The organism is Sphingopyxis soli, assembly GCF_018682675.1.
GTDB classification, from domain to species: Bacteria; Pseudomonadota; Alphaproteobacteria; order Sphingomonadales; family Sphingomonadaceae; genus Sphingopyxis; species Sphingopyxis soli.
In genome coordinates this window covers 1-22,196 of sequence record NZ_JAFMTR010000011.1, presented here as the reverse complement: position 1 = coordinate 22,196, position 22,196 = coordinate 1, and the positions used below count along the sequence as shown (strand labels likewise).

Below are 22,196 nucleotides of genomic sequence, written 5' to 3'. Positions count from 1 at the left end.
CATGGATGCTGAAACAGCGAGGCCATCGCCGCAGCCAGCATGACGAGAATTGAATGACAGCTCGCCACCCCAAAGCCGACACCGCCTTCAAATAAGCCTTTCCTACATTATCCCGCCGTGCCAGCCTTCATTCGGCTGTTGCATCTGGTGGACCAACGCAGCCCCGCGGGCGCGATGCGTTCGGCAATCCCCGCGGCCGAAAAGGGGGGCGCACAAGGCTGAACTTTCCTGAACTTTGAAAACCCATGCCGCGATGGCTAGGGGCGGAAAGCCGCCCCCAAAAGCCGACCCGGGCGGGCTCCGCTTCGCGCGTTCAGCGGGGCTTGGCCGGCCCCATCAGCCGGACGATGCTCTGCACCAGCCGTCGCTCCTCGCGCGTCGGCTGCACCGCGACGACCTCGGCTGCTTCGGTGCGGCGTCCGAACATCGGCCGCCGGCGGGGTAGGAAGGTCGCATAACGCATGGGGAACGCCTCGCTCGCGCGGCCGCCCCCCGGCACCGCAATGGATCTGGTCCCCGCCCGCGATCCTCGCTCGGCGCGCTTGCCCAAATCTTAACGACTAAGGTTATTGCTTCCTTTGCGGCACATTGAAGGTGCCGGTGACGCGTCCGTTGGTCCCGCCGGTGACCGGATTGCCGTCGGGCCCGCGTGCGGCGCCGCGCCCGTCGACCGTTGCGCGACCGCTGGTGAGATCGATCACCAGCCGTCCGCCCGTCAGATGGTTCGCGCCCTGTTGCAGCTGGACGTTGCCGACCATCGTGATCAGCCTTTTGTCGAGATCATAGATCGCGACATTGCCCTTGGCGGTCTCGTCGCCCTTGTTCACCGTTACGCCGCCGGTCGCGTCGAGCCGGTTGACGTCGGTGCCGCCGTCGCGTGTGTAGGCGACGGTCATCCGCGGCGCGCGCACCGTCAGCCCCGCCTGCGTCACCGTCACGCCGCCCGACAGCACGACACGGTCGGCGCGATCCTGCACCTCGATGCTGCCCGCGTCGAAATCGACCGGCGCGTTGCTGTTGTGGTTCGCGAGCGCCTGCGCCTGCGCGGCGCCGCCGCCCTGCCCCGTGCTCAGGATCGCAAGGCTGGCGAGTGCGAAGCCCGCGCCTGCGAGCAAGCCGCTCTTCATCGTCCAAAGCCCCTTCATTTGCCCAGCGCTCCCTGGTTGATCCGCAGCCGCGCGTTGCCCGTCAGCCGCACGACGCGCCGGTCGAGATCGGCCGACAGCTGGTTGGCCGAAAATTGTCCGATATTCAATGCGCCGTTGACACCGCCGGTCCCGGCGAGGCTCCGGCTTTTAAGGTCGATCGCCACGTTGCTCGCGTCGAGCCGGTATCCGCTCGCGCTGCGCACCCGCACGGTCCCCGGCACCGACACCTTCTCGGTGTCCATATCATATTGCCCCTCGGCCGCGGCGATCGTCGCGGGGCCGTCATTGAGCTTGATTGCGCCCGACAGCTGGCTCATCCGCACGATCGGCTCGGCCGAACTCTTCTGTACGGCGCTCCCGGCGAGCAGCGCGAAGGGCTGGCCCTTCGAATCCTGGCCGCGATATTCGGCGCGCGTCACCTTCATCCGCTCGCTCGCCATGTCGACCTTGTCCTTGGCGAGCAGGAAGCTGATCTCGGTACGCTGCGTGAAGGGCGAAAAGACGAGCACCGCCGCGATCACCCCGATGACGAGCGGCAGGCCGAAGCGCAGGATGCGCACGACGCGGTCATGGCTCGACCCGCTGGCGGCCCACATGCGGCGCATGGTGCGATCATGTTCGGCGCGTTCAGACATTCGCGAATCGCTCTTCTTACGTGTGCGCGAAGATATCGATTTCGGGCCAGCCGGCGAGATCGAGCGCCGCGCGCGTCGGCAGGAAATCGAAACAGGCCTGGGCCAGATGGGTGCGCCCTTCGCGCGCAAGCCGCACGTCGAGCACGTCCTTCATCGCATGGAGGAAGCGCACGTCGCTCGCCGCATAATCGCGCTGCGCTTCGGAAAGTTCCGCCGCGCCCCAATCGCTCGATTGCTGCTGCTTCGACACCTCCTGCCCCAGCAATTCGCGCACCAGCTCCTTGAGGCCATGGCGGTCGGTGTAGGTACGGACCAGCTTCGAGGCGATCTTGGTGCAATAGACGGGCGCCGTCACGATCCCCAGCGCATGCTGGATCGCGGCGATGTCAAACCGCGCAAAATGAAAGATTTTCAGCCGGTCCGGATCGGATAGCACGGCCTTCAGCACCGGGGCGTCATAGGCGCTGCCGGGGCCGAAGCGCACGAGATGCTCGTCGCCCGACCCGTCGCTGATCTGGACGACACACAGCCGGTCGCGCAGCGGGTTCAAACCCATGGTTTCGGTGTCCACCGCGACCGCGCCGGGTCCCAGCGCGCCTTCGGGCAGATCTTCTTCGTGGAAATGGACAGTCATGGACCCGCCTTAGGCGAAGCGGCCCCGCCGCTCAATGACTGGTTTCCCCGTCCGCGCACCCCTTGCCAAAGCGCGCGGTAAAGCGTGCAAAATTCTGCTCCGGCTTTTTGAATTTTCTGTTCGCAGCCTGTGGATAATTAGGTTATATCTTGCGCTGTGTGTGGCACGGGGCGAGTCTGTGCCTGTGGTGAGTTGCGTCCCCGTCCGGCGCAAGGAGCCGGGTAAATGGGGTGCGGACGACCGAAAGCGACTATCAAGCAATGAGTTTCAACAAGGATCGCCGTGGCCATCGCGGACGCGGCAAGCGCGATGACTTCGGCAATTTCGACAGCTTCGAACCTGCGCCCTATGGCGGCGACAGCTATGGCGGGCGCGGCGGCTTCGGCGACCGCGATCGCGGCGGTTTCGGCGACCGTGGCGGCTTCGGCGGCGGCGATCGTGGCGGCGGCTTCGGCGGTGGGGACCGCGGCGGCTTCGGCGGCGGACGCGGCGGCGGGATGCCGGCGCAGGTCGTCGGCGAAGGCCAGGGCCAGGTGAAGTTTTTCAACCCGTCGAAGGGTTTCGGCTTCATTGCGCGCGACGACGGCGGCGAAGACGTGTTTGTGCACATCAGCGCAGTCGAACAGGCGGGGCTTCAGGGTCTCGCGTCGGGCCAGCCGCTTGCCTTCACGCTCGTCGAGCGCAACGGCAAGGTGTCGGCAATCGACCTCAAGATCGAGGGTGAGCCGATGCCGGTCGAGGAATTCGCTCCGCGCCGCGACGATCGCGGCCCCGGCGGCGACCGTCCGGGCGGCGCCCGCGGCCGTCGCCAGCTGACGGGCGAGCGCACCTCGGGAACGGTCAAATTCTTCAATACGACGAAGGGCTTCGGCTTCATCGCGCGCGACGACGGACAGGCCGATGCCTTTGTTCACATCAGCGCGGTGCAGCGCGCCGGCATGGCGGGCCTCGAGGAAGGCGACCGTGTCGCCTTCGACATCGAGGTCGATGATCGCGGCAAGTTCGCCGCGGTGAACCTGCAGCCGTCGCAGGACTGAGTCCCGACGCGATCGATACAGGAAAAGGGCGGCCTTCGGGCCGCCCTTTTTTGTTGGGCGCTTTCTGCTTGGGCACAAAGCCGGCTTCGGCAGGTTGGCGGATGTTCACGCCGCCCGGACGAAAAAGCCAAATGAAAAAGGGCGCCGCGATGCCGCAGCGCCCCTTTCTCGAATCAGGATCCCGAACGGGAGACGGTCTTACTTGATACCGTCGCGCTCCATCCGCTTGCGCTCCATCTTGCGGGCGCGGCGGACAGCGGCGGCACGCTCGCGCGCGCGCTTCTCGCTGGGCTTTTCGTAGTGACGACGCAGCTTCATTTCGCGATACACACCCTCACGCTGCAGCTTCTTCTTGAGCGCGCGAAGGGCCTGGTCGACATTATTGTCGCGAACGATGATCTGCATACGCCGTGTCGTCTCCTGTTCGTCAAACGGCCGATGTCCCCGGCTTTGTTCCGGTTCGCCATAGGTCGCCGATATTCGGGCAATAAAAGAAGCGCCGCAAAAGCGCGACGTTCCGATGGAGCGCCACTAAAGGGATTCGCGCCGAAATGCAAGCCCCCACGCGGCAAAGCGCGACAATCATGCCCCGGAAGCGTCCCGGGCGGGATTGTACAGCCCCCTTTTGCTGTGGCATAGGTAGCAGGACGAAACCGATAGAGGAAGAGGACTGCCCAATGGCCACGCAGCTCAAGCGCAACAGCAAATACAGCGAAGCCGAATGGACCGCGCGGCAGGAACTCGCCGCCTGCTATCGCATCTTCGCGATGATGGGCTGGGACGAGATGATCTTCAACCATATCACGGTAAAGGTGCCGGAAGAGGATGGCGCCTTCCTGATCAACCCCTATGGCATGCACTTCAGCGAAGTCACCGCGTCAAGCCTGATCAAGATCGACATCGACGGGAACAAGCTCGACGCCGACAATCCTTGGCACGTCAACAAGGCGGGTTTCGTCCAGCACAGCTTGTTCCACCGCGTCCTGCCCGACGCGCATGCGATCATCCACACGCACACCACCGCGACGATGGCCGTCTGCGGGCTCGAAGGCGGACTTCAGCCGACGAACTTCTATGCCTGCAATTTCATGGGCCAGCTTGCCTACCATGATTTCGAGGGCGTAACGGTGCGCGAGGAAGAGGGCGAGCGGCTGGTCGAGCATCTCGGCGACAAGCGCATTCTGATGCTGCGCAATCACGGCCCCGTCGTGATGGGCAAGTCGCTGACCGACGCCTTCATCAAATATTGGGCGCTGCAGCGCGCGTGCGAGATCCAGCTTGCCACGATGAGCATGGGCAAGCCGATCCTGGTCAGCGACGATGTCATCAAGGTCCATCAGCGCGACCTTTATATGGCGGCGATCCCCGGCCAGTCGGGCAAGGCAGAGTTCGACGCCATGGTGCGCAAGGTCGACAAGATCGACACGAGCTGGCGTGACTAATCCGAAGGTTTCGCTAAGGCGGACCGCATGACGCGCTTCTCGGTCAACGACCGCCCGGTCGAATATCGCATGGACCCCGAAACGCCCCTGCTGTGGGCGCTGCGCGATGCGTCGAACCTGACAGGCACCAAATATGGCTGCGGCACCGGCGACTGCGGCGCCTGCACCGTCGATATCGACGGCGAGGCGATCTGCAGCTGCCTCGTCACGATCGCCGAGTGCGAGGGCCGGTTCGTCACGACGATCGAGGCGCTGTCGCGCGACCGCAGCCACCCTGTGCAACAGGCGTGGGTCGCCGAACAGGTGCCGCAATGCGGCTTCTGCCAGTCGGGCATGATCATGGCCGCCGCCGCGCTGCTGCGGAAGAACAGCAACCCGAGCGACGCCGAAATCGACGCGGCGATGACGAACATCTGCCGCTGCGGCACCTATCCCCGGATTCGCACGGCAATCCGCCGCGCAGGCCGGGTTATGCGCGGCGAGGAACGCATCGCCGCCGCGCCGCCGCCGGGCATTCGCCCCGCCGACGCCGCGCGCGCCGTGCCCGCGCTCAGGACCCCGCATGGCGACTAGCGGATCTGCCGCTCCGTTCATCTAGCTGAACCGCAGGCAACAGCGATGTTCAGGCGCTAATCATCTTGCCTCCGGTAACTTTCGATTCATCTTCCCGATCGGCTGGGTGCCGGATGGGATTCTGGAGTAGAGCCGAGATGAAGAAGATGTTCGGAGGGCTGCTGATCGCAGCGACGATCCTCACCCCGATAGCGCCCGCCGCCGCCCAGGCGAATGGCGAGCGCATCCAGATCGCCCAGCGCGGCGATCGTGGCGGCGAACGCGGGCCGCGCGGTCCCGAAGCGCGCCGCGGCGACTGGAACGGCGGCGGCCAGCGCGTCGAGCGCCAGCGGGGTCAGAACGCACCGCAGACGCGGCAGGCCCAACAGGCGCCGCGCGGTGACCGCGGCGGCAATGGCTGGGACGGCCAGCGCCAGCGCAGCGACGGGCCGCGACAATGGCAGGGTCAGGGTCAGCGCGGCGACGGCCAGCGTCCGAGCCAGCAATGGCAAGGACAGCGCGGCACCTATGACCGCAACAACGACGGCCGCACCGACCGCCAATGGGATCGCAATCGCGACGGCCAGGTCGATCGTCAGTGGGACCGCAACGACAACAACCGCGTCGATCGCCGCTATGACCGCAATCGCAACGGCGATCTCGACCGCCGCTGGGATCGCAACAACGACAATCGCGTCGACCGGCGCTGGGACAACAACCGCAACGGATATGTCGACCGGCGCTATCGCGACGGCCGTCCCGGCAACAATTGGAACCGCGGCTGGCGCGACGACCGGCGCTACGACTGGCGAAGCTACCGCGACCGGAACCGCAGCTATTATCGGATGCCGCGCTACTACAACCCCTATCGCGGTTATGGCTACACGCGCTTCGGCATCGGATTCACGCTCGGGTCGCTCTTCTACAGTCAGCGCTACTGGATCAACGATCCCTGGTATTATCGCCTGCCGCCGGCCTACGGCGACTATCGCTGGGTCCGCTATTATGACGACGCCTTGCTCGTCGACGTTTACAGCGGCCGCGTGGTCGACGTGATCTACGACTTCTTCTGGTAATATCCTTTCGGTTATCAGAGGCAAACTGAGGGGCCGGCCTTCCGGCCCCTCTTTTTGTCGACCCGCGTTTACCGGCTTGCCCTCCCCTGCCCGCCGCGCCACCATCGCGTGGCAACATGAGGGGAGATATCATGCGCTCAATCCGACTGGTCGCGGCGGCGACGCTCGCACTGCTGGGCGGCACCGCGATCGCCAAAACCACCGTCGTCTATGCCGGGCGCGTCATCACCGACGCGAACAAGCCGGCGCTGGGGCCCTCGACCGTCGTCGTCACCGACGATCGCATCACCTCGATCGCGCCCGGTCGCGGCGAGGCGCCCGCGGGCGCCGAGATCGTCGACCTGGGCGACAAGACGCTGCTCCCCGGCCTGATCGACCTCCACGTCCACCTGACCGGCGATCCAGGCGGCGATTATCGCAGCGAAGCGGTCGATCCCGACGAATGGGGCGTCGTCGTCGGCGCCAAGAATGCGCGCCTCACATTGCGCGCGGGCTTCACCACCGTCCGCGAGGCTGGATCGGCGCAATATACCGCCTTCGCGCTGCGGCGCGGCACTGCCGAGGGGATGATCGAAGGTCCGCGGATCGTCGCGGCCGGGCCGCCGCTGTCGATCATCGGCGGGCATGGCGACGTCACCGGCTTTCGCGAGGACGTCCACGCCGTGCTCGACCAGGGCTATACCTGCACCGGCGCGGTCGAATGCGCCGAGAAGGTGCGCAAGGCGTCGCGTGCGGGCGCCGACGTCATCAAGATCACCGCGACCGGCGGCGTGCTGTCGCAGCAGGGGCGCGGGCTCGAAGGGCATTTCTCGAACCCCGAACTCGTCAGCATCGCCGATACCGCGCATTCGCTGGGATTGAGGGTGATGGCGCACGCGCACGGCGCGCGCGGGATCGAATCCGCCGCAGCAGCGGGAATCGACAGCATCGAGCACGGCACCTTCGCCGACGACGCAGCGCTCAAGGTCATGAAGGCGAAGGGAAGCTATCTCGTCCCGACGCTGATGGCGTTCGAGGGCATCAAGGAGCGTCTCGGCAAGGGCATCTATACCCCGACGGTCGAGGCCAAGGTGCGCATGACGATGAACGATGTCGGCAAGGCGGTGGGGCGCGCCAAGGCGCTGGGCGTCCCGGTCGCCTTCGGCACCGACGCCGGCGTGTTCGAGCATGGGCGCAATGCGGGCGAATTCGCGCTGCTGGTGAAATATGGCCTGACCCCGCGCGAGGCGCTGGCGAGCGCGACGACGGTCGCCGCGAAGCTGCTGTCGATGGAGGATCAGATCGGACGGATCGCGCCCGGCCTGTCGGCCGACATGATCGCCGTCGCGGGCGATCCGCTGAACGATGTCACAGTGCTGGAGAAGGTCGACTGGGTGATGGTGCGCGGCCGCGCCGCCGACTGACCGTCGCTCACGCGGCGCGGTGGACGCGCGGACGAACCGCCTTCGCCTTGACGGGGCGGACGAGCGCCCCCGTATCCACCGCCTCGGCAAACTGCACCCCGACGCGGCTTTCGGTCGACCAGCGGGCCCGGCCGTCGACCCGCACCTCCGGCGTAAATTCGAGCGACAATGGCGTTCCCTCGGGCACGTTCCACAGGCCTTCGAGCAGCGCGCCGCGCGAAGACAGGTTGCGCACGATCGCTTCATAGCGATGTCCGCCGCTTTCGACCTGTATCGTGCGGAAGGTGCGGACGCGCGGCTCGCGGGCGCTCTTGAACCCGCGCGCGATGACAAGGCCGCCCCGCTCGGCCAGCAGCGCCTCCACCTCGTCGATATCCATCGGCTTGCCGTAGATATAGCCTTGAACATGGCTGCACCCCAGCCCGCGGATCAGCGCGAGGTCGTCGTGCGTCTCGACCCCTTCCGCGGTGGTTTCCATCCCCAGCGCGTCGGCGAGCCCGACGATCGACGAGATGATCGCGGCGTTCATACTGTTCCTGTCGGCCGCGCCGAGCACGAAGCTCTGGTCGATCTTGATCTTGTCGAACGGCGCCTTCTTCAGATAGCCGAGCGCCGAATAGCCCGTCCCGAAATCGTCGAGCGCGAGGCGGACGCCAGTGCGTTTCAGCTTCTGGAACATCTCCAGATTCGCGGGGCTTTCGTCGAGGAAGACCCCCTCGGTAATCTCGAGCTCGAGCTGGCCGGGCTCGATCCCCGCCGCCGCAACAGCGTTCAGAATCGTCACGGGCAGCTTCTCGTTCGCAAACTGGCGCGGCGAGACATTGACCGCAACGCGGTAGTCGGGGCCCAGCCGCGCGATCGTTGCGCAGGCGGTGCGGATGATCCACTCGCCGATCGGAATGATCAGATTCGATTCCTCGGCGATCGGGATGAACTTCGACGGGCTGACGATCTCCGCCGACTTCCGGCGCCAGCGGATCAGCGCCTCGAAGCCCGAAATCCGCTCGCTCTTCACATCGACGATCGGTTGATACAGCAACTGCAACTCGTCGTTCGCCAGCGCATCGCGCAGCGAATCCTCGATCGCCTTCCGCTCGCTCGCCTGATTGTGCATCGCGTCGGCATAGAAACGGTGGACGCCGCGCCCCGCGTCCTTCGCGGCATACAGGGCGAGGTCGGCGTTGCGCACGAGCGCCGAGGCGGTCACGCCGTCGCCATCCGATATCGCAATGCCGATCGACGAGCCGATCCTTACCTGTTCATTCTCGATCGCGAAGGGCTTGGCGAGGCTGAGGATGATGGCGTTGGCGATTCCGGCCAGCTTCTCGGGCTCGACGATTTGGGGCAACACGATCTGGAACTCGTCGCCGCCGAGACGGCCGACCTGCCCCTTGTCGCCGATGATCTGCGTGAGTCGACCCGCGACCTGTTGCAGCAACTGGTCGCCCGCGGGGTGCCCCATTGTATCGTTGACCGCCTTGAAGCGGTCGAGGTCCATTAAAAGCAGCGCGCACGGCTGCTCCTGTCCCGCATGGTTGCGTAGCGCGCGTTCGAGCAATTCGGTGATGTGCAGCCGGTTGGCAAGCCCCGTCAGCGTGTCGTAGCGCGCGAGCTGCTTGATCTCGCGTTCGGATTTCTTCTTGTCGGTGAGGTCGGTTCCCGAGCCCCGAAAGCCCTGAAAATTGCCGAGCTCGTTGCTGATCGGATGCCCCGAGATCGACCACCAGCGCTCCTCGCCCGGCACCGCCGCCAGCACCGTGAGTTCGTTGAAGGGCGTGCGCGACGACAGGCTGAAGCCGAGCGTCCGCTCCTCGCTCTCGTCATTGCCCAGCCGCTTGCGGATGATCTCGGTGAACGGACGGCCGAGGACGTCGGACAGCGAGAGGCCGAGTTTCGCAACGACAGTCGGGGAAATATAGACGAGGTTGCCGTTGCGGTCGGTCTCCCAGAACCAGCCGCGCCCCGCGCGCTCGAAATCGCGCATCAGGCCGAGCGCGCGTTGCTGTTCGCTGATCGTCAGCCGGCTGGCGCGCGTCATGCGCATTTGCTGGCGGACATCGTGGCGCAGCATTATGACGAGCAGGCCGAGGAAGACGAGCCCGGCGACACCGAAGGGCCAGGACGCGATCCCGATCGTGCCGCCGACCGCGGTCGCGCCGGCGAAGGCGAAGAAGGCGGGGCGCTGGATCGCCGACGCCGCCGCCGCGACAAGGATCACACCGAGCTGGACCGCGGAGAAAGCGTCGAAGTAGAAGCGCCCGTCGTGGACGGCGACCGCGGAGAAAGTCGCCGCCGAACCCAGCATCGTTCCCAATGTCACGAGCGAGAAGCAAATGGCGAGAATGGCCTGGATGCGGTTTACGGGCAGCTTGCGCCAACCGCGCGACATCTGGCCGATGATCGTAAGCGCCAGGTCGCAGACCAGCCCGGCCCCCATGACGAACCACTGCGAAGGATGGCGGAGAAAGCCGTCGACGCCCGGGAAAAAGGCGAAGGAGAGAAAAGCGAGCGTGCGGGCGAAAAAGACATAATGCCACAGCTGCGCGACGCGGAGCAGGCGCATCGCGAACTCGGGCGTCGCGAACGGCGACACACTCCCCCGCATATCGCGATCGGCCGGCCGCAGGATATGATGCTTAACCCCCAAAAAATACGCCCTAATCCGCTCAACTGCCCACTCCCGTCTCTGTCGGGAAAGGGGTTTCCAAATCCTTACCGGCAGCGCCCCCGTTTCCCCCGATCCTGTGCCAAAACGGAAGGGGTTGGGTTTCGGATCGCAACGGGTTAAACTGGTTTCATGCCTGCCGTCCGCCTGCTGCCGCCCGACCGTTTTTTCGACCGCGCCGAATGGGCCGCGATCACCGCGCCGTCGCGCTGGCGCGGCCCCTGGCTCGTTGCCCATGCGTGGATCGTCAGCATCGCCGCGGTCGGCCTCGCCGCATGGAGCGGCCATCCGCTTGCCTGGCTGCTTGCCGTGATCATCGTCGGCGGGCGCCAGCTCGGCCTCGCGATCCTGATGCACGAGGCGGCGCACGGCTTGCTCCACCCCGGTCGCAAGGTGAATAACTTCCTCGGCCAGTGGTTTACCGGTGCCGCGATCGGGTCGGACCTGATCGCCTATCGCACCTATCATCTTCAGCATCACAAATTCACGCAGCAACCCGAAGACCCCGACCTGTCGCTGTCGAAACCTTTCCCGACGACGCGCGCAAGCCTTTGGCGCAAGGTGCTGCGCGACCTGACCGGCCAGACCTTCGTCAAGCAGCGCATGGCACAGTTCGGCTTCGCCTTCAAAGGCCTGAAGGCGATGCTGCGCGGCGAAACGGCTGAAAAGGGCCGTGCGAGCACCAAGGCGGGGACGCCGTTCAACAAACAGTCGGACGACGGCATGACGTCACCGACGATCGACGTCGCGGGCGCGATGGCGGTGACGCGTGCGGTGGGGCGTTTCCTGATGGTGCAAGTGGTGCTGCTGTCGGCCTCGCTCGCGCTCTATGGCTGGACGCCCTTTCTGCTGTGGCTCGCCGGGCTGGCGACGACCTTCCAGCTTTACCTTCGCATCCGCAACATCGCCGAACATGCGTGCACGACGACCGGCAGTCAGGATCCCTTCACCCATGCACGCACGACCTATGCCGGCTGGATTGCGCGCGCGACGGTCGCTCCATATTGGGTGAATTATCACGCCGAGCATCATCTGTTCATGGGTGTGCCCTGCTACCGCCTGCCCGCCGTCCACGCGATGCTGGGGCAGCAGGACAAGCATCCGGCGATGACGATCGCGCCGAACTACCGCGCGGTGCTACGGCAGGTTACGGCAAAGGCCTAGTCGGCCAGGATCAGCACGCCGTCGGCGAGCCAGCGGCCGAGCCAGGCCGCGAGCGCTTCCATCGCCCCCGCCTCCCCCATCGCGGCGATGACATGTGCGCTGAGGTCGGTGAAGCTGGAACCGGCTTCGAACTGCGCCAGCGCGTCGGCCTCCGCTTCCGGCAGGCTGCGAAAACTCGGCTGCTGGCCGCTCCGCCAGACAAGCAACGCGACCGGCGACGCAAAGGCAACCGGCTCGGGCGGCTCCTGTTCGGCATCGAGCGCGCTCCACAACGCTGCGACGTTGAAGCGCACCCGAAGCAAATGCGCGGAGGGATGCAGCAGGAGGGGCTGCTCGATCCAGGCATCGCCAAGCGCGCCGACCGCTGCCGCATTGAGTGTCGCGGTGTCGCGCGCATCGAAAGCATGGCGGAGCGCCCAGTCGAGCGCCGCAAGCTCGGCAAGCTCGCCGTCATCGGGAAAATGTTTGGCGAGGAAGGCCGGCAACGCCTCGCCATAATAGCGCAGGTTCCGCGTCGTCGAGGGATGCGCCTTCACATAGGCTTGCGCGATATTGTCGAATTGCTCGTCGCCCAGATAGGCGTGGAGCCGCTCATAATGATCGGCGAGGACGCCGGTCAGGCTGGCGCGGTAATTATTGCGATAGATGTCGAGCCGTCGGCGGGCGCCGACGCGGCCGTCGTCGACGATCAGTTCCTCCGCGTCGGCGTCGTCGCCGACAATTCCGGCGAGGAAGCGCCGCTGCATCTCGCGCAGCGCTTCAGGCATGTTCAGCTTCCAGCGCGCGCGCCGAGAGCGCCCGGGCGCAATCGAGTTCGGCGAGCACATCGGCAAGCGGCGGAATGGCATCGTCGCGTTCGATCATCGTTGCGACAGATCCGAACCGCCTGATCGCGCTCGCATAAAGATCCCATACCGCATCGCAGACGTCGGTATCGTGCGTATCGATGACATGATCGCCCATGTCGCTGTGCCCGGCGAGGTGCATCTGCTGGATGCGATCCGCCGGCAGCCCCGCCAGATAATCCTCGGGGTCGAAGCCGTGGTTGCGCGCGCTGACGTAGATATTGTTGACGTCGAGCAGCAGCAGGCAGTCGGCACGCTCGGCCATTTCGGCGAGAAAGTCCCATTCGCTGCGGTCCGACGAGCGAAAGGTCACATAGCTCGACGGGTTTTCGATCAGGATGCGACGGCCGAGATAATCCTGCACACGGCCGATGTTCTCGACGACGCAGTCGAGCGCGGGCGCGTCATAAGGGAGCGGCAGCAGGTCGTGCGTGTTATGCGCGTTGATTCCGGTCCAGCAAAGATGGTCCGAAATCCAAAGCGGTTCGACGCGACTTTCAAGGGCTTTCAACGCAGCAAGATAGTCCATGTCGAGCGGCTCGTCGGACCCGATCGAGAGCGACACGCCGTGCATGACCATCGGGTAGTCGGCGCGAATGGCGTCGAGCATCGCAAGCGGCTTGCCGCCCGGCACCATGTAGTTTTCGGAAATGATCTCCAGCCAGTCCACCGGCTGGGGCCCGCGCAGGAAATCGGGATAATGATCGGGCCGCAATCCCAGGCCGAAACCGGGCGAAGGCGCGGTCTTGCGATCGGGTTCAATCACGCATCGTCTCCATGGCGAACGGAAGGGTCCGACACGCGGCCGGACCCGTCCGCCTTCGCGTCAGACGCCGATCTTGCCGCCATCCGTCAGGCACTTGCCCGCGGCGATCTTCTTGAAGCCCTTGCCCTTGCAGCTGTTGGCGCCGGCGCAGCTGTTGCCCGCCGTGCTGCAGCCCGAATCGCCGCTGCACGAAGCCGCTTCGACCTTGCAGTCCGACGATCCCTTGCAGCTGTTGACGCCATAGCATTTGACCGTGTCATTGGCCCCGATCTGCTTCGGCAGCGGCTTGTCTGCGGCGATGGCCGCACCCGAAAGCGCCAGCGCAGTCGCGGAGGCAGCGATAAGTCCGGCGAGTTTGTTGCTGTTCATCTTGCGATCGTCCCTTCCCTTGGTTGTCCAGATAAAGGCGGGGCGACTCGTCGCCCCCGTGCTTTTGTCACACGACCCGAGAGCCTTGTGGCATGATCTGGATCACAGGCGAAGGGATTTCCCGTGCGGCAGGACGGTTCGCCGCACGGGAAGAGGGGACGATCAGTGCAGGATCAGCGCAGAATCAGCCGAGATCGCCGATCACGCCGCCGTCCGACAGGCACTTGGCCGCGGCCATCGCCTTGAAGCCATGGCCCTTGCACTCGTTCTGGCCCTTGCATTCGTTCGACGCGGTCTTGCAGTCGGCGGTGCCCTTGCAGCTGTTGACGCCGTAGCAATGAACCATATCCTTGGCGCCGACCGCGGCGCCCGAGCTGCCCGCAGGAGCGGGCGCGGCCATGGCAGCGCCGGCGAGCGCGAGGGCGGTGGCCGAAGCGGCGATGGCGGCGGCGAACTTGTTGCTGGTCATGATGATTTCCTCCGAAGACAGGATGGCGCGGCACGATGCCGGTCCACGGAGGGATATTCGGGTGCGCCGAAAGAAGGTTACAGCGCCGCCGCGTTTATCCGGCGTTCGACACGAAGCGCGCGCCCGCGCGGTCCTTCACCGTCGTTTCGGGGTCGAAAATCATGCCGTTCATCGCGATATAGACCCCGGGCGGCAGCGTCTGCGCGGCGGCAAGCGCGAAGCCCACGTTGAATTCGGCATCGCTTGCGCGCACCGACGCGGGTTGCATCGCCCCCGTCATCACGATCGTTTTGCCCTCGATCCCCGCAAGCACGCGGCCCGTAACGACCATCGTGTCCGTTCCGTGCGTCACGAGAATGCGGTCGGCGTCGCTCGCGGCGACCGCAGCGCGGATCGTCTCGCGATCGGCGTCGGTCAGTTCGAGACTGTCCTTGCGCATCAGTTGCGTCACGCGGTGCGGGACATGCACATTATTCTCGCGCAGCATGTCGGGAATCGCCGCGGGGCCGATCTGGAATTCCGACAAGGCATCGAAATAGACCTTGTCGATCGTCCCGCCGGTGGTGAAAATGTCGATCACGCGCATTCGTCCTGCACCGGCGAAGCGGGCGTGCCGTCGGGAGCAGCGAACGGCTGCTTGAAGGTGAAGGCTTCGGGACCCGGCCCGATCGCTTCGAGCATCGCAAGCCGGGCCATCCCCTCCGCCACCGTCGGACGATGGCCCGCCGGCACCCACCACAGCACCTGATAGACCGCCATATGGTCGAACCATTCCTTGCGCCGCCGCATGATCGAAAGATGTTCGGGCTGGCGATAGACGAAGGCGGCGAGCGCATCGAGGTCGCGCCACACCGACATGTTCGGGATGACCAGCGGATCGTCGGTGACGGCCACATCGGTCGCGTCATTGCCCTCGCCGGTTAGCCGCCAGATGAAACCGTCGCTCGCCTCGGCGATCGCGTTGACGCCGTCGAGCGCCGCCATGAAGTCGCGGTTCGCGACATGGTCGGCGGGCAGGCGGAAGCGCGCGATGTTCATCTGCGCGAGTTCGTAAGCCGCCACGCCCGCCTCCCTTATGCCAGCGCCTCGGCGATCAGCCGCCGCGTATTGTCGATCCCGAACAGCGCGATGAAGCTGCCCATGCGCGGACCCGCGCTGGAACCGAGCAGCGTCTCGTAAAGCGCCTTGAACCAGTCGCGCAGGTTTTCAAAGCCATAGGCCTCGTTCTTGCCGATCTCGTACACGATATTCTGGATATCGTCGGCCGAGGCGTCGGCGGGCAGCGCCGCGAGTTTCGCGTCGAGTTCGGCGAGCGCCGCGCCCTCCCCGCCCTGCGGCTTGCGACGCTGCAAGGTCGGCGCGACATAGTCGCGGTTATACGCCATCGCATTGTCGATCAGCCGGTCGAGCTCGGGATAGGTCGCAGCATTCGCACCCTCGACATATTGGCCGAGGTAGCGCCAGATCTGGTCCTTCGACGCATCGGCGCCCATGACCCCGACGAGGTTGAGCAGCAGGCCGAACGTCACCGGCAGTTCGGCGGTCGGCATGTCTTCGCCGCGCGCGACATGGACGTGATGCACCGGGTTGCCGAGCTTCTTGTCGGGCTCCTGCGCCGGATAATTGCCGCGCATCTGCAGATATTCGTCGACCGCTTTCGGGATGACGCCGATGTGGAGCTGCTTCGCCGCCTTGGGCTCGCGGTATGCGAAGAAGGCCAGACTCTCTTCGCTGCCGTAACTCAGCCACTGCTCGAGACTCAGGCCATTGCCCTTCGACTTCGAAATCTTCTCGCCCTTTTCGTCGAGGAACATTTCGTAGATCAGCCCCTCGGGCTTTTGCCCGCCGAGCGCGCGCGCGATCTTGCCCGACTGGATGCCGCTGTCGGTCAGGTCCTTGCCGTACATCTCGTAATCGACGCCGAGCGCGACCCAGCGCATCGCCCAATCGACCTTCCACTGCAGCTTCGCGCCGCCGCCGAGGATCGAATGCGTGATCGTCTCGCCCTCGTCCTCGAACGAGACGAGGCCGGCGTCGGCATCGACCACCGTCACCGGCACCTGCAGCACGATCCCCGACTTGGGGCTCACGGGCAGGATCGGCGAATAGGTCGCGGCGCGTTCGGCGCGCAGCGTCGGCAGCATGATGTCGAGAATGTCCTGGTTATGCCGCAGGACGTTCTTCAGCGCCTCGTCGAAGGCGCCCGACCTGTAGCGCTCGGTCGAGCTCACAAACTCGTAATCGAAGCCGAACCGGTCGAGAAACTCGCGCAGCATCGCATTGTTATGGTGCGCGAAACTCTCATATTTTCCGAACGGATCGGGGATCGCGGTAAGCGGCTTGCCGAGATGGCTGGCCAGCATGTCCTTGTTGGGCACATTGTCCGGAACCTTGCGCAGCCCGTCCATGTCGTCGCTGAACGCCACGAGGCGCGTCGGCGCGCCGCCGGTCAGCGCCTCATAGGCGCGGCGGACCATCGTCGTGCGCAGCACTTCGTTGAAGGTGCCGATATGCGGCAGGCCCGACGGGCCATAGCCGGTCTCGAACAATACCGCCTCGCCGCCCGGTTTGCCCTGCGGATAGCGTTTGACCAGCTTGCGCGCTTCCTCGAACGGCCAGGCCTTGGACGTTTGCGCGGGCTCGCGCAGCGACGGATGAAGGTGCAAGTCGGTCATGGCGCGCGCCATAGCCGCAAGATGCGCCAATGGGAAGAAGACCGGGCGCGCCGGAATTCGAAAATCCTCCCCGTTCCGGGGAGGATCACTGGTCTTCACCCGCGCGGCTGGATCGCGGGCATGAAGCTGCTCCGGCGTAGCAGCGCCGCCGACACCAGCGACACGATCAGCACGACCGGCAATATCTCGGTGAGCGTCAGCGCCATCCGGAACAGCGGATTCTTATACTGCTCGGCCATCGCGCCCATTTCGGACGCGAATTTGGCGATCTCGGCCGCCGATTTGCCTGCCGCGCGCATATCCTCGATGCTGCTCGCAATATATTCCGCCATGAACGTCCCGCCGGTCTGCCACATATAGAGTTCCCAGCCGAGGACGTAGAAAAGCGACGCGAACAGGCCGATGCCGAGCCCGACGCCGAGAGCTTTGCCAAAGCCGATCACCCCGCCCAGATCGACGTCCCGATAGCGCTTCACCCCGACGAACACGAAGATGAGCGCGACCAGCATCGACAGATAGCCGGCGACCATCCCCAACGCCCCATGGTCGGCGAGGAAGCTGATGTTGAGGAACATGCCGATGACGACAATCACGCCCGCGATAGCACCGTAAACCGCGATGATCCTGCCCATGATATATCTCCCCGATGAATGAATGCCATGCGAGGAGAAGCGGGACAACGGCGGAAAATCCATCGCCCAAACGGGTGATTTGGCGCGCTTCGTCCAATTTTACGGCAGGATGTCGAGCGTCCGCGCCTTCTGCACCGCCTGCGTGCGGCTGGCGACCTCCAGCTTTTCATACACGCGCGCGACGTGCGTCTTCACCGTGTTGGGGGAGATGTCGAGCCGGCGCGCGATGACCTTGTTCGCATGGCCCGCCGCCAGCATCTCCAGCACCTCGCACTCGCGCGCGCTGAGCCCCAGTGCGGCGATCGCCGCGTCGTTGCGCGCGAACGCCACGCGCGGACGCGCGGTCAGCCGGTTGCCGACCCATATGCCGAGCGCGACACAGACGACCGCGATGCAGGCGATATAGAATTCGGCCGACCAGCGATGCACGACATGCTTGTAGTTCAGCCATTCGAGCAGGAAGGCCGAGGCCGCGAGAGCGATGCCATAGAGGATGATCGGGCGCGCCATGAGCCGTGGTAGATCATTCTCGGCGGACGCTTGCAATATGGCGCCATCGCCGGGCCTATCGTTACCGGAAAATTTACCATGTCGGGCTTAGCCTCTGCCCATGACGAACTTCCGTTCCCCCACGGCGCGCAGCCACAACCGGACGCCGGTCACGATCGAGGTCATGATCAATGGCGTGCTCAATTTCGTCGACGGCCGCATCGTCGACCTGTCCGAAGCCGGCGCGCGCATCGACGGCGCGAGCATGCCCGCGCGGTCGCGCTGCGAAATCCATTATGCCGGCGAGGTTACCTACGCGGTCGTGATGTGGTCCGAATTCGACCGCATGGGCGTCCGCTTCCCCTACGAGCTGACGCACGGCGCGCTCTACAACGCGCTGCGGAGCGCCCGCAGGGTCAAGCCGGCCGACATTCCACCGGCCTTCCTCAGCCAGCGCACCACGGTCTTCGGCCGCCGCGGGCTGAGCTGATCCTTCGATCCTCCCTGTGCCGCAGGCATGGGGAGGATCCCATGCCGCCTTGCCGCGTTCGCCTTTTGTCCCTAGCGTGTTCCGATGCTCCCCCGCGTCGATCCCCTTGCCCTGCCCGCACTGCACGCGAGCCATGTCGGCATCTGGATCACCGATCCCGCAGGGGGTGTGCAGCGCGTCGGGCGCGGCGAAGCCATCGCCGCGGTCGCCGCGACGCCGCACCTGCTGCTGGGTGCGACGCTGACCGGCGACCGGCTCGGCTATCCCGAATTGTCGGGGCTCGACCTGCTCGAACTCTTCGCCTTCCTCTACCCGGCGCGCTTCGCGGTGCCGACGCCCGCGGGGATCGCCGCCGCGATCGACCTTGAAGCACCGAAGGCCGAAGAGGACATCGCGCCCTTCCTGCCCCGCGCCGCCGCGACGATGCTCGCCAGCCTCGACGATCGCGACTGGCCCGAGCGCGAGGGCGCCTGGCACGGGCTGCAGGCGCTCGGCCGCCAGCGCTGGCCGTGGGCGTCGATCATGCAATCACGGCTCGGCCCGCCCGACAAGGCCGATCGCTGGCTTTTCGCGAAACTGCCCGAGTGGGAAGAGGCGCCGCCGCGCCCGCAGCCGCGGCAGGTGACGGTCAATCCCGACGACATCCGCGCGCGGCTCGACCGGTTGACCGGCGACGGTGCCGAGCGCCGCACGGGGCAGCAGGATTACGCCCGCGCGGCCGCCGCGATCTTCGCCCCGCGCGAGCGCCGCGACATGCCGCAGATGCTCGTCGCCGAGGCGGGCACCGGTATCGGCAAGACATTGGGCTATCTTGCTCCCGCCAAACAGTGGATCGACCAGTCCGCCGGCGCGATCTGCATTTCGACCTATACCAAGGCGCTGCAGCGCCAGCTCGCGCGCGAGACCGAGAAGCTCTATCCCGACGCCGCGACGCACCGCGAGAAGGTCGTCGTGCGCAAGGGCCGGGAAAATTACCTGTGTCTGCTCAATCTCGAGGACGCCTTGCAGGGCGGCTTTTCGGGCCGCGCCGCAATCCTCGCGCAGCTTGTCGCACGCTGGGCGGCGTACACGCGCGACGGCGACATGGTCGGCGGCGACCTGCCCGGCTGGCTCCCCGCGCTGTTCCGCCGCAACGGCACCACCGCGCTCACCGACCGGCGCGGCGAGTGCATCTATGCGGGCTGCCCGCATTTCCGCAAATGCTTCATCGAGCGTTCGGCGCGCGCCGCGACGCAGGCCGACATCGTCATCGCCAACCATGCGCTGACGATGGTGCAGGCCGCGCGCCCGCGTGACGGCGGTGCGCCCGCGACGCGGCTGATCTTCGACGAGGGCCATCATCTGTGGGACGCCGCCGACAGCATGTTCGCGGCGGCGCTGACCGGGCAGGAAGCGGTCGAAATCCGCCGCTGGGTTCTGGGGCCGGAGGGCAAGTCGCGCGGACGGCGGCGCGGGCTCGCGGCGCGCCTCGCCGATGTCGCGAGCTATGACGAGGCGGGCGACAAGGCGATCCAGGGGGCGATCCAGGCGGCGGGCGAGCTGCCCGGCGAGGGCTGGCTCGGCCGCATTTCCGAGAATGAGCCGTGGGGCGCGATCGAGCGGCTGCTCGCCGCGGTGCGCGCGATGACCTATGCACGCAGCGTCGACACGCGCTCCGGCGACAGCGGCTACGGCCTCGAAACCGAACTCGCCGATCCCGATCCCGAACTGGTGGCGGCCGCCGCGAATGCGAGCGATGCGATCGAGGCGCTGCTGCGCCCGCTGATGGCGCTCGGCAAACGGCTCGACGCGCTGGTCGAAGATCCCCCCGACTGGCTCGACGGTCAGGCGCGGGCGCGCGTCGACGGGGCGCGCAACAGTCTCGGAACGCGGATCGACACGCTCGGTGCCTGGCTATCCCTGCTCGGGCGCGTCGGCGGCCCGGCGGATCCCGACTTCGTCGACTGGCTCGCGGTCGACCGGTTCGACGGGCGCGAATTCGACCTTGGCCTGCATCGCCACTGGCTCGACCCCGCACGGCCGGTCGCCGACATCGTCTATCGCCCCGCGCAGGGCGTGCTCGTGACCTCCGCGACATTGCGCAGCGGATCGGGCTGGACCGATGCCGACATCCGCACCGGCGCACGGCATATGGACGGCGGGGTCCAGCATTTCGCGGTGCCGAGCCCGTTCGACTATGCGCGCCAGTCCGAAGTCCTCATCGTCACCGATATCGCGCGCGGCGACCTGCCCGCGCTCGCCGGCGCGTACAGCCGGTTGATCGAGGCGTCGGGCGGCGGCGCGCTCGGGCTGTTCAGCGCGATCCGGCGGCTGCGCATCGTCCATGCCCGCATCGCCGATCGCCTCGCACGCGCAGGCCTGCCGCTCTATGCCCAGCACGTCGATCCACTCGACACCGGCACGCTCGTCGACATCTTTCGCGCCGACCCGCACGCTTCGCTGCTCGGCACCGATGCGCTGCGCGACGGCGTCGACGTGCCCGGCGAGTCGCTACGCCTCGTCGTGATGGAGGGCGTGCCATGGCCGCGCCCGACGATCCTCCACGCCGCGCGCCGCGCGGCGCAGGGCGGCAGCGCCTATGACGACAGCGTCATCCGCGCTCGCATCGGCCAGGCATTCGGCCGCCTGATCCGCCGCGCCGACGATTTCGGGCAGTTCGTGATGCTTTCGCCAAGCTTCCCTTCGCGCCTGCTCGGCGCCTTTCCCGAAGGCACGCCGATCCGCCGCCTGCCGCTCGACGAAGCCGTCAATCATGTCGCCGCGGCGAACGTCGCGCAGCGAAAAAGCGCATATCCCGCCTTTTCACCGTCATAAGATTGCGGCACAGAGTTTCCGACCGAGGGGACGCTTAGGCAACGCGGGGAGCGATTTTGAAGACTTTGACCATCCTGCGGCACGCCAAATCGGGCTGGGACGTGCAGGTCGAGCGCGATTTCGACCGGCCGATCAACGCCCGCGGCCGCCGCGGCGCCGAGCTCATCGGCCAATATGTGAAGCGGCAGGCCTTTCCGATCGACCGCATCATCGCCTCGCCCGCGGTGCGCGTGACCGAAACGCTCGACCTGTTCCAGCCGGCGGCGGCGCTCGATGCGCTCGAACCGCATTGGGACCGGCGCATCTATCTCGCATCGGCGGCGACGCTGATCGACGTCATCCGCGACATGGGCAAGGATGCGGCGCACCTGCTGATCTCCGGTCACAATCCGGGGTTGGAGGATCTGGTGCTCGAGCTCGTTCCGTCGGACGGCGGCGGCCCGCTTCGCGAGCAGGTGGAGGAAAAACTGCCGACCTCGGCGCTGGTGCGGCTCGAACTCGACATCGCCGACTGGCACGATCTGGACGTCAACAAGGCGCGGATCACCGCGTTCATCCGCCCGCGCGACCTCGACCCGGCGCTGGGGCCGGCGATGGATCACGACTGACCGGGATTGCGGCATTGCGGCGGGGATATGTCAGGCCTCGCTCCGTGATCGCGGGCCGGTTTTTCAAAGTTCAGGAAAGTTCAGCCTTATGCATCGCCGGTTTGGGACCGGTGTTTGCCGAACGCGTCTCGCACGCCCGGCCGCGTTGATCCACCAGATGAAAGAGCCGGATGAAGGCTGGCACAGCCGGATAATGTAGGAAAGGCTTATTTGAGGGTGTGTCGGCTTTGGGGTGGGGAGCGGCCCTTCAATTCTCGTCATGCTGGCTGCGGCGATGCTATAA

The 22,196-nt window shown here is 66.0% G+C and carries 24 protein-coding genes; 9 read left to right on the top strand and 15 right to left on the bottom strand.

Annotated features, from left to right (window positions below):
- Nucleotides 1-313: 313 nt before the first annotated feature.
- The 4 genes from J1N50_RS01540 to J1N50_RS01525 form a co-directional block, all read right to left on the bottom strand.
- Nucleotides 314-463, bottom strand: a complete 150-nt coding sequence (locus J1N50_RS01540) for a hypothetical protein (protein WP_215349656.1) — start codon at nt 461-463, stop codon at nt 314-316.
- 103 nt (nt 464-566) lie between these two features.
- Nucleotides 567-1,145, bottom strand: coding sequence for an LptA/OstA family protein (locus tag J1N50_RS01535; RefSeq protein ID WP_215349654.1), 579 nt, complete (start codon nt 1,143-1,145; stop codon nt 567-569).
- Nucleotides 1,142-1,783, bottom strand: a complete 642-nt coding sequence (gene lptC, locus J1N50_RS01530) for an LPS export ABC transporter periplasmic protein LptC (RefSeq protein WP_215349651.1) — start codon at nt 1,781-1,783, stop codon at nt 1,142-1,144. Before lptC ends, J1N50_RS01535 begins: the two co-directional genes overlap by 4 nt.
- 16 nt (nt 1,784-1,799) lie before the next feature.
- Nucleotides 1,800-2,417: a ribonuclease D gene (locus tag J1N50_RS01525; RefSeq protein ID WP_215349647.1), complete on the bottom strand. Its 618-nt coding sequence runs from the start codon at nt 2,415-2,417 to the stop codon at nt 1,800-1,802.
- Nucleotides 2,418-2,677: 260 nt separating this feature from the next.
- Between J1N50_RS01525 and J1N50_RS17900 the strand changes: the two genes are divergently transcribed.
- Nucleotides 2,678-3,454: a cold-shock protein gene (locus J1N50_RS17900; protein ID WP_215349644.1), complete on the top strand. Its 777-nt coding sequence runs from the start codon at nt 2,678-2,680 to the stop codon at nt 3,452-3,454.
- 198 nt (nt 3,455-3,652) lie between these two features.
- Here J1N50_RS17900 and rpsU read toward each other — a convergent pair whose 3' ends face one another.
- Complete coding sequence (gene rpsU / locus J1N50_RS01515; protein ID WP_003047635.1) at nt 3,653-3,859, bottom strand: 30S ribosomal protein S21; 207 nt, start codon at nt 3,857-3,859, stop codon at nt 3,653-3,655.
- A 272-nt stretch (nt 3,860-4,131) separates the two neighbouring features.
- Between rpsU and J1N50_RS01510 the strand changes: the two genes are divergently transcribed.
- From J1N50_RS01510 to J1N50_RS01495, 4 genes are all read left to right on the top strand, one after another.
- Entirely contained in the window at nt 4,132-4,896 is a 765-nt protein-coding gene (locus tag J1N50_RS01510; protein WP_215349641.1) for a class II aldolase/adducin family protein, read from the top strand.
- Nucleotides 4,897-4,923: 27 nt separating this feature from the next.
- Entirely contained in the window at nt 4,924-5,469 is a 546-nt protein-coding gene (locus J1N50_RS01505; RefSeq protein ID WP_215349638.1) for a (2Fe-2S)-binding protein, read from the top strand.
- 137 nt (nt 5,470-5,606) lie between these two features.
- A complete protein-coding gene (locus J1N50_RS01500; protein ID WP_246552925.1) occupies nt 5,607-6,524 on the top strand; it encodes an RcnB family protein in 918 nt (305 codons plus the stop codon).
- Nucleotides 6,525-6,655: 131 nt separating this feature from the next.
- The gene (locus tag J1N50_RS01495; RefSeq protein ID WP_215349633.1) at nt 6,656-7,927 is read left to right on the top strand and encodes a metal-dependent hydrolase family protein; all 1,272 of its coding nucleotides are present in this window, start codon (nt 6,656-6,658) and stop codon (nt 7,925-7,927) included.
- A gap of 7 nt (nt 7,928-7,934) precedes the next feature.
- On the opposite strand, the gene J1N50_RS01490 is transcribed toward J1N50_RS01495, so the two are convergent.
- Nucleotides 7,935-10,520: an EAL domain-containing protein gene (locus J1N50_RS01490; RefSeq protein ID WP_343227823.1), complete on the bottom strand. Its 2,586-nt coding sequence runs from the start codon at nt 10,518-10,520 to the stop codon at nt 7,935-7,937.
- Nucleotides 10,521-10,724: 204 nt separating this feature from the next.
- On the opposite strand from J1N50_RS01490, the gene J1N50_RS01485 reads away from it, so the two are divergent.
- Nucleotides 10,725-11,756 (top strand): fatty acid desaturase family protein, encoded by a 1,032-nt coding sequence (locus J1N50_RS01485; protein ID WP_215349628.1) that lies wholly within the window; start codon nt 10,725-10,727, stop codon nt 11,754-11,756.
- On the opposite strand, the gene J1N50_RS01480 is transcribed toward J1N50_RS01485, so the two are convergent.
- The 9 genes from J1N50_RS01480 to J1N50_RS01440 all read right to left on the bottom strand — a co-directional run bounded on the left by J1N50_RS01480 (nt 11,753) and on the right by J1N50_RS01440 (nt 18,022).
- Entirely contained in the window at nt 11,753-12,523 is a 771-nt protein-coding gene (locus J1N50_RS01480; protein ID WP_215349625.1) for an HvfC/BufC family peptide modification chaperone, read from the bottom strand. The two genes, J1N50_RS01485 and J1N50_RS01480, sit on opposite strands and share 4 nt — an antisense overlap.
- A complete protein-coding gene (gene bufB, locus J1N50_RS01475; protein ID WP_215349659.1) occupies nt 12,516-13,364 on the bottom strand; it encodes an MNIO family bufferin maturase in 849 nt (282 codons plus the stop codon). The genes J1N50_RS01480 and bufB overlap by 8 nt, the downstream gene beginning before the upstream one ends.
- 63 nt (nt 13,365-13,427) lie before the next feature.
- Nucleotides 13,428-13,736, bottom strand: coding sequence for a hypothetical protein (locus tag J1N50_RS01470; protein ID WP_215349622.1), 309 nt, complete (start codon nt 13,734-13,736; stop codon nt 13,428-13,430).
- 184 nt (nt 13,737-13,920) lie between these two features.
- Entirely contained in the window at nt 13,921-14,205 is a 285-nt protein-coding gene (gene bufA2 / locus J1N50_RS01465; protein WP_215349619.1) for a BufA2 family periplasmic bufferin-type metallophore, read from the bottom strand.
- Nucleotides 14,206-14,299: 94 nt separating this feature from the next.
- Complete coding sequence (locus J1N50_RS01460; protein ID WP_215349617.1) at nt 14,300-14,785, bottom strand: asparaginase domain-containing protein; 486 nt, start codon at nt 14,783-14,785, stop codon at nt 14,300-14,302.
- A complete protein-coding gene (locus J1N50_RS01455) occupies nt 14,782-15,267 on the bottom strand; it encodes a DUF3291 domain-containing protein (RefSeq protein WP_215349614.1) in 486 nt (161 codons plus the stop codon). Before J1N50_RS01455 ends, J1N50_RS01460 begins: the two co-directional genes overlap by 4 nt.
- Before the next feature lie 11 nt (nt 15,268-15,278).
- Nucleotides 15,279-16,880, bottom strand: coding sequence for a lysine--tRNA ligase (locus J1N50_RS01450; RefSeq protein WP_215349611.1), 1,602 nt, complete (start codon nt 16,878-16,880; stop codon nt 15,279-15,281).
- Nucleotides 16,881-16,975: 95 nt separating this feature from the next.
- A complete protein-coding gene (locus J1N50_RS01445; RefSeq protein WP_215349608.1) occupies nt 16,976-17,512 on the bottom strand; it encodes a DUF4199 domain-containing protein in 537 nt (178 codons plus the stop codon).
- A gap of 99 nt (nt 17,513-17,611) precedes the next feature.
- Nucleotides 17,612-18,022 carry a response regulator transcription factor gene (locus tag J1N50_RS01440; RefSeq protein ID WP_215349605.1) on the bottom strand — a complete coding sequence of 137 codons (411 nt, stop codon included), beginning with the start codon at nt 18,020-18,022 and terminating at the stop codon, nt 17,612-17,614.
- Between the two features lie 100 nt (nt 18,023-18,122).
- On the opposite strand from J1N50_RS01440, the gene J1N50_RS01435 reads away from it, so the two are divergent.
- From J1N50_RS01435 to J1N50_RS01425, 3 genes are all read left to right on the top strand, one after another.
- Nucleotides 18,123-18,491 carry a PilZ domain-containing protein gene (locus J1N50_RS01435; RefSeq protein ID WP_215349587.1) on the top strand — a complete coding sequence of 123 codons (369 nt, stop codon included), beginning with the start codon at nt 18,123-18,125 and terminating at the stop codon, nt 18,489-18,491.
- 84 nt (nt 18,492-18,575) lie between these two features.
- Nucleotides 18,576-21,305, top strand: a complete 2,730-nt coding sequence (locus J1N50_RS01430; RefSeq protein ID WP_215349584.1) for an ATP-dependent DNA helicase — start codon at nt 18,576-18,578, stop codon at nt 21,303-21,305.
- Between the two features lie 56 nt (nt 21,306-21,361).
- Nucleotides 21,362-21,913, top strand: a complete 552-nt coding sequence (locus J1N50_RS01425) for a SixA phosphatase family protein (RefSeq protein WP_215349581.1) — start codon at nt 21,362-21,364, stop codon at nt 21,911-21,913.
- Nucleotides 21,914-22,196: the final 283 nt, after the last annotated feature.

Excerpts from the sequence above, each read along its gene's own strand:
- J1N50_RS01540 (WP_215349656.1), bottom strand. The coding sequence starts at position 463 with ATGCGTTATGCGACCTTCCTACCCCGCCGGCGGCCGATGTTCGGACGC.
- J1N50_RS01535 (WP_215349654.1), bottom strand. The coding sequence starts at position 1,145 with ATGAAGGGGCTTTGGACGATGAAGAGCGGCTTGCTCGCAGGCGCGGGC.
- lptC (WP_215349651.1), bottom strand. The coding sequence starts at position 1,783 with ATGTCTGAACGCGCCGAACATGATCGCACCATGCGCCGCATGTGGGCC.
- J1N50_RS01525 (WP_215349647.1), bottom strand. The coding sequence starts at position 2,417 with ATGACTGTCCATTTCCACGAAGAAGATCTGCCCGAAGGCGCGCTGGGA.
- J1N50_RS17900 (WP_215349644.1), top strand. The coding sequence starts at position 2,678 with ATGAGTTTCAACAAGGATCGCCGTGGCCATCGCGGACGCGGCAAGCGC.
- rpsU (WP_003047635.1), bottom strand. The coding sequence starts at position 3,859 with ATGCAGATCATCGTTCGCGACAATAATGTCGACCAGGCCCTTCGCGCG.
- J1N50_RS01510 (WP_215349641.1), top strand. The coding sequence starts at position 4,132 with ATGGCCACGCAGCTCAAGCGCAACAGCAAATACAGCGAAGCCGAATGG.
- J1N50_RS01505 (WP_215349638.1), top strand. The coding sequence starts at position 4,924 with ATGACGCGCTTCTCGGTCAACGACCGCCCGGTCGAATATCGCATGGAC.
- J1N50_RS01500 (WP_246552925.1), top strand. The coding sequence starts at position 5,607 with ATGAAGAAGATGTTCGGAGGGCTGCTGATCGCAGCGACGATCCTCACC.
- J1N50_RS01495 (WP_215349633.1), top strand. The coding sequence starts at position 6,656 with ATGCGCTCAATCCGACTGGTCGCGGCGGCGACGCTCGCACTGCTGGGC.
- J1N50_RS01485 (WP_215349628.1), top strand. The coding sequence starts at position 10,725 with ATGCCTGCCGTCCGCCTGCTGCCGCCCGACCGTTTTTTCGACCGCGCC.
- J1N50_RS01480 (WP_215349625.1), bottom strand. The coding sequence starts at position 12,523 with ATGCCTGAAGCGCTGCGCGAGATGCAGCGGCGCTTCCTCGCCGGAATT.
- J1N50_RS01470 (WP_215349622.1), bottom strand. The coding sequence starts at position 13,736 with ATGAACAGCAACAAACTCGCCGGACTTATCGCTGCCTCCGCGACTGCG.
- bufA2 (WP_215349619.1), bottom strand. The coding sequence starts at position 14,205 with ATGACCAGCAACAAGTTCGCCGCCGCCATCGCCGCTTCGGCCACCGCC.
- J1N50_RS01450 (WP_215349611.1), bottom strand. The coding sequence starts at position 16,880 with ATGACCGACTTGCACCTTCATCCGTCGCTGCGCGAGCCCGCGCAAACG.
- J1N50_RS01445 (WP_215349608.1), bottom strand. The coding sequence starts at position 17,512 with ATGGGCAGGATCATCGCGGTTTACGGTGCTATCGCGGGCGTGATTGTC.
- J1N50_RS01440 (WP_215349605.1), bottom strand. The coding sequence starts at position 18,022 with ATGGCGCGCCCGATCATCCTCTATGGCATCGCTCTCGCGGCCTCGGCC.
- J1N50_RS01435 (WP_215349587.1), top strand. The coding sequence starts at position 18,123 with ATGACGAACTTCCGTTCCCCCACGGCGCGCAGCCACAACCGGACGCCG.
- J1N50_RS01430 (WP_215349584.1), top strand. The coding sequence starts at position 18,576 with ATGCTCCCCCGCGTCGATCCCCTTGCCCTGCCCGCACTGCACGCGAGC.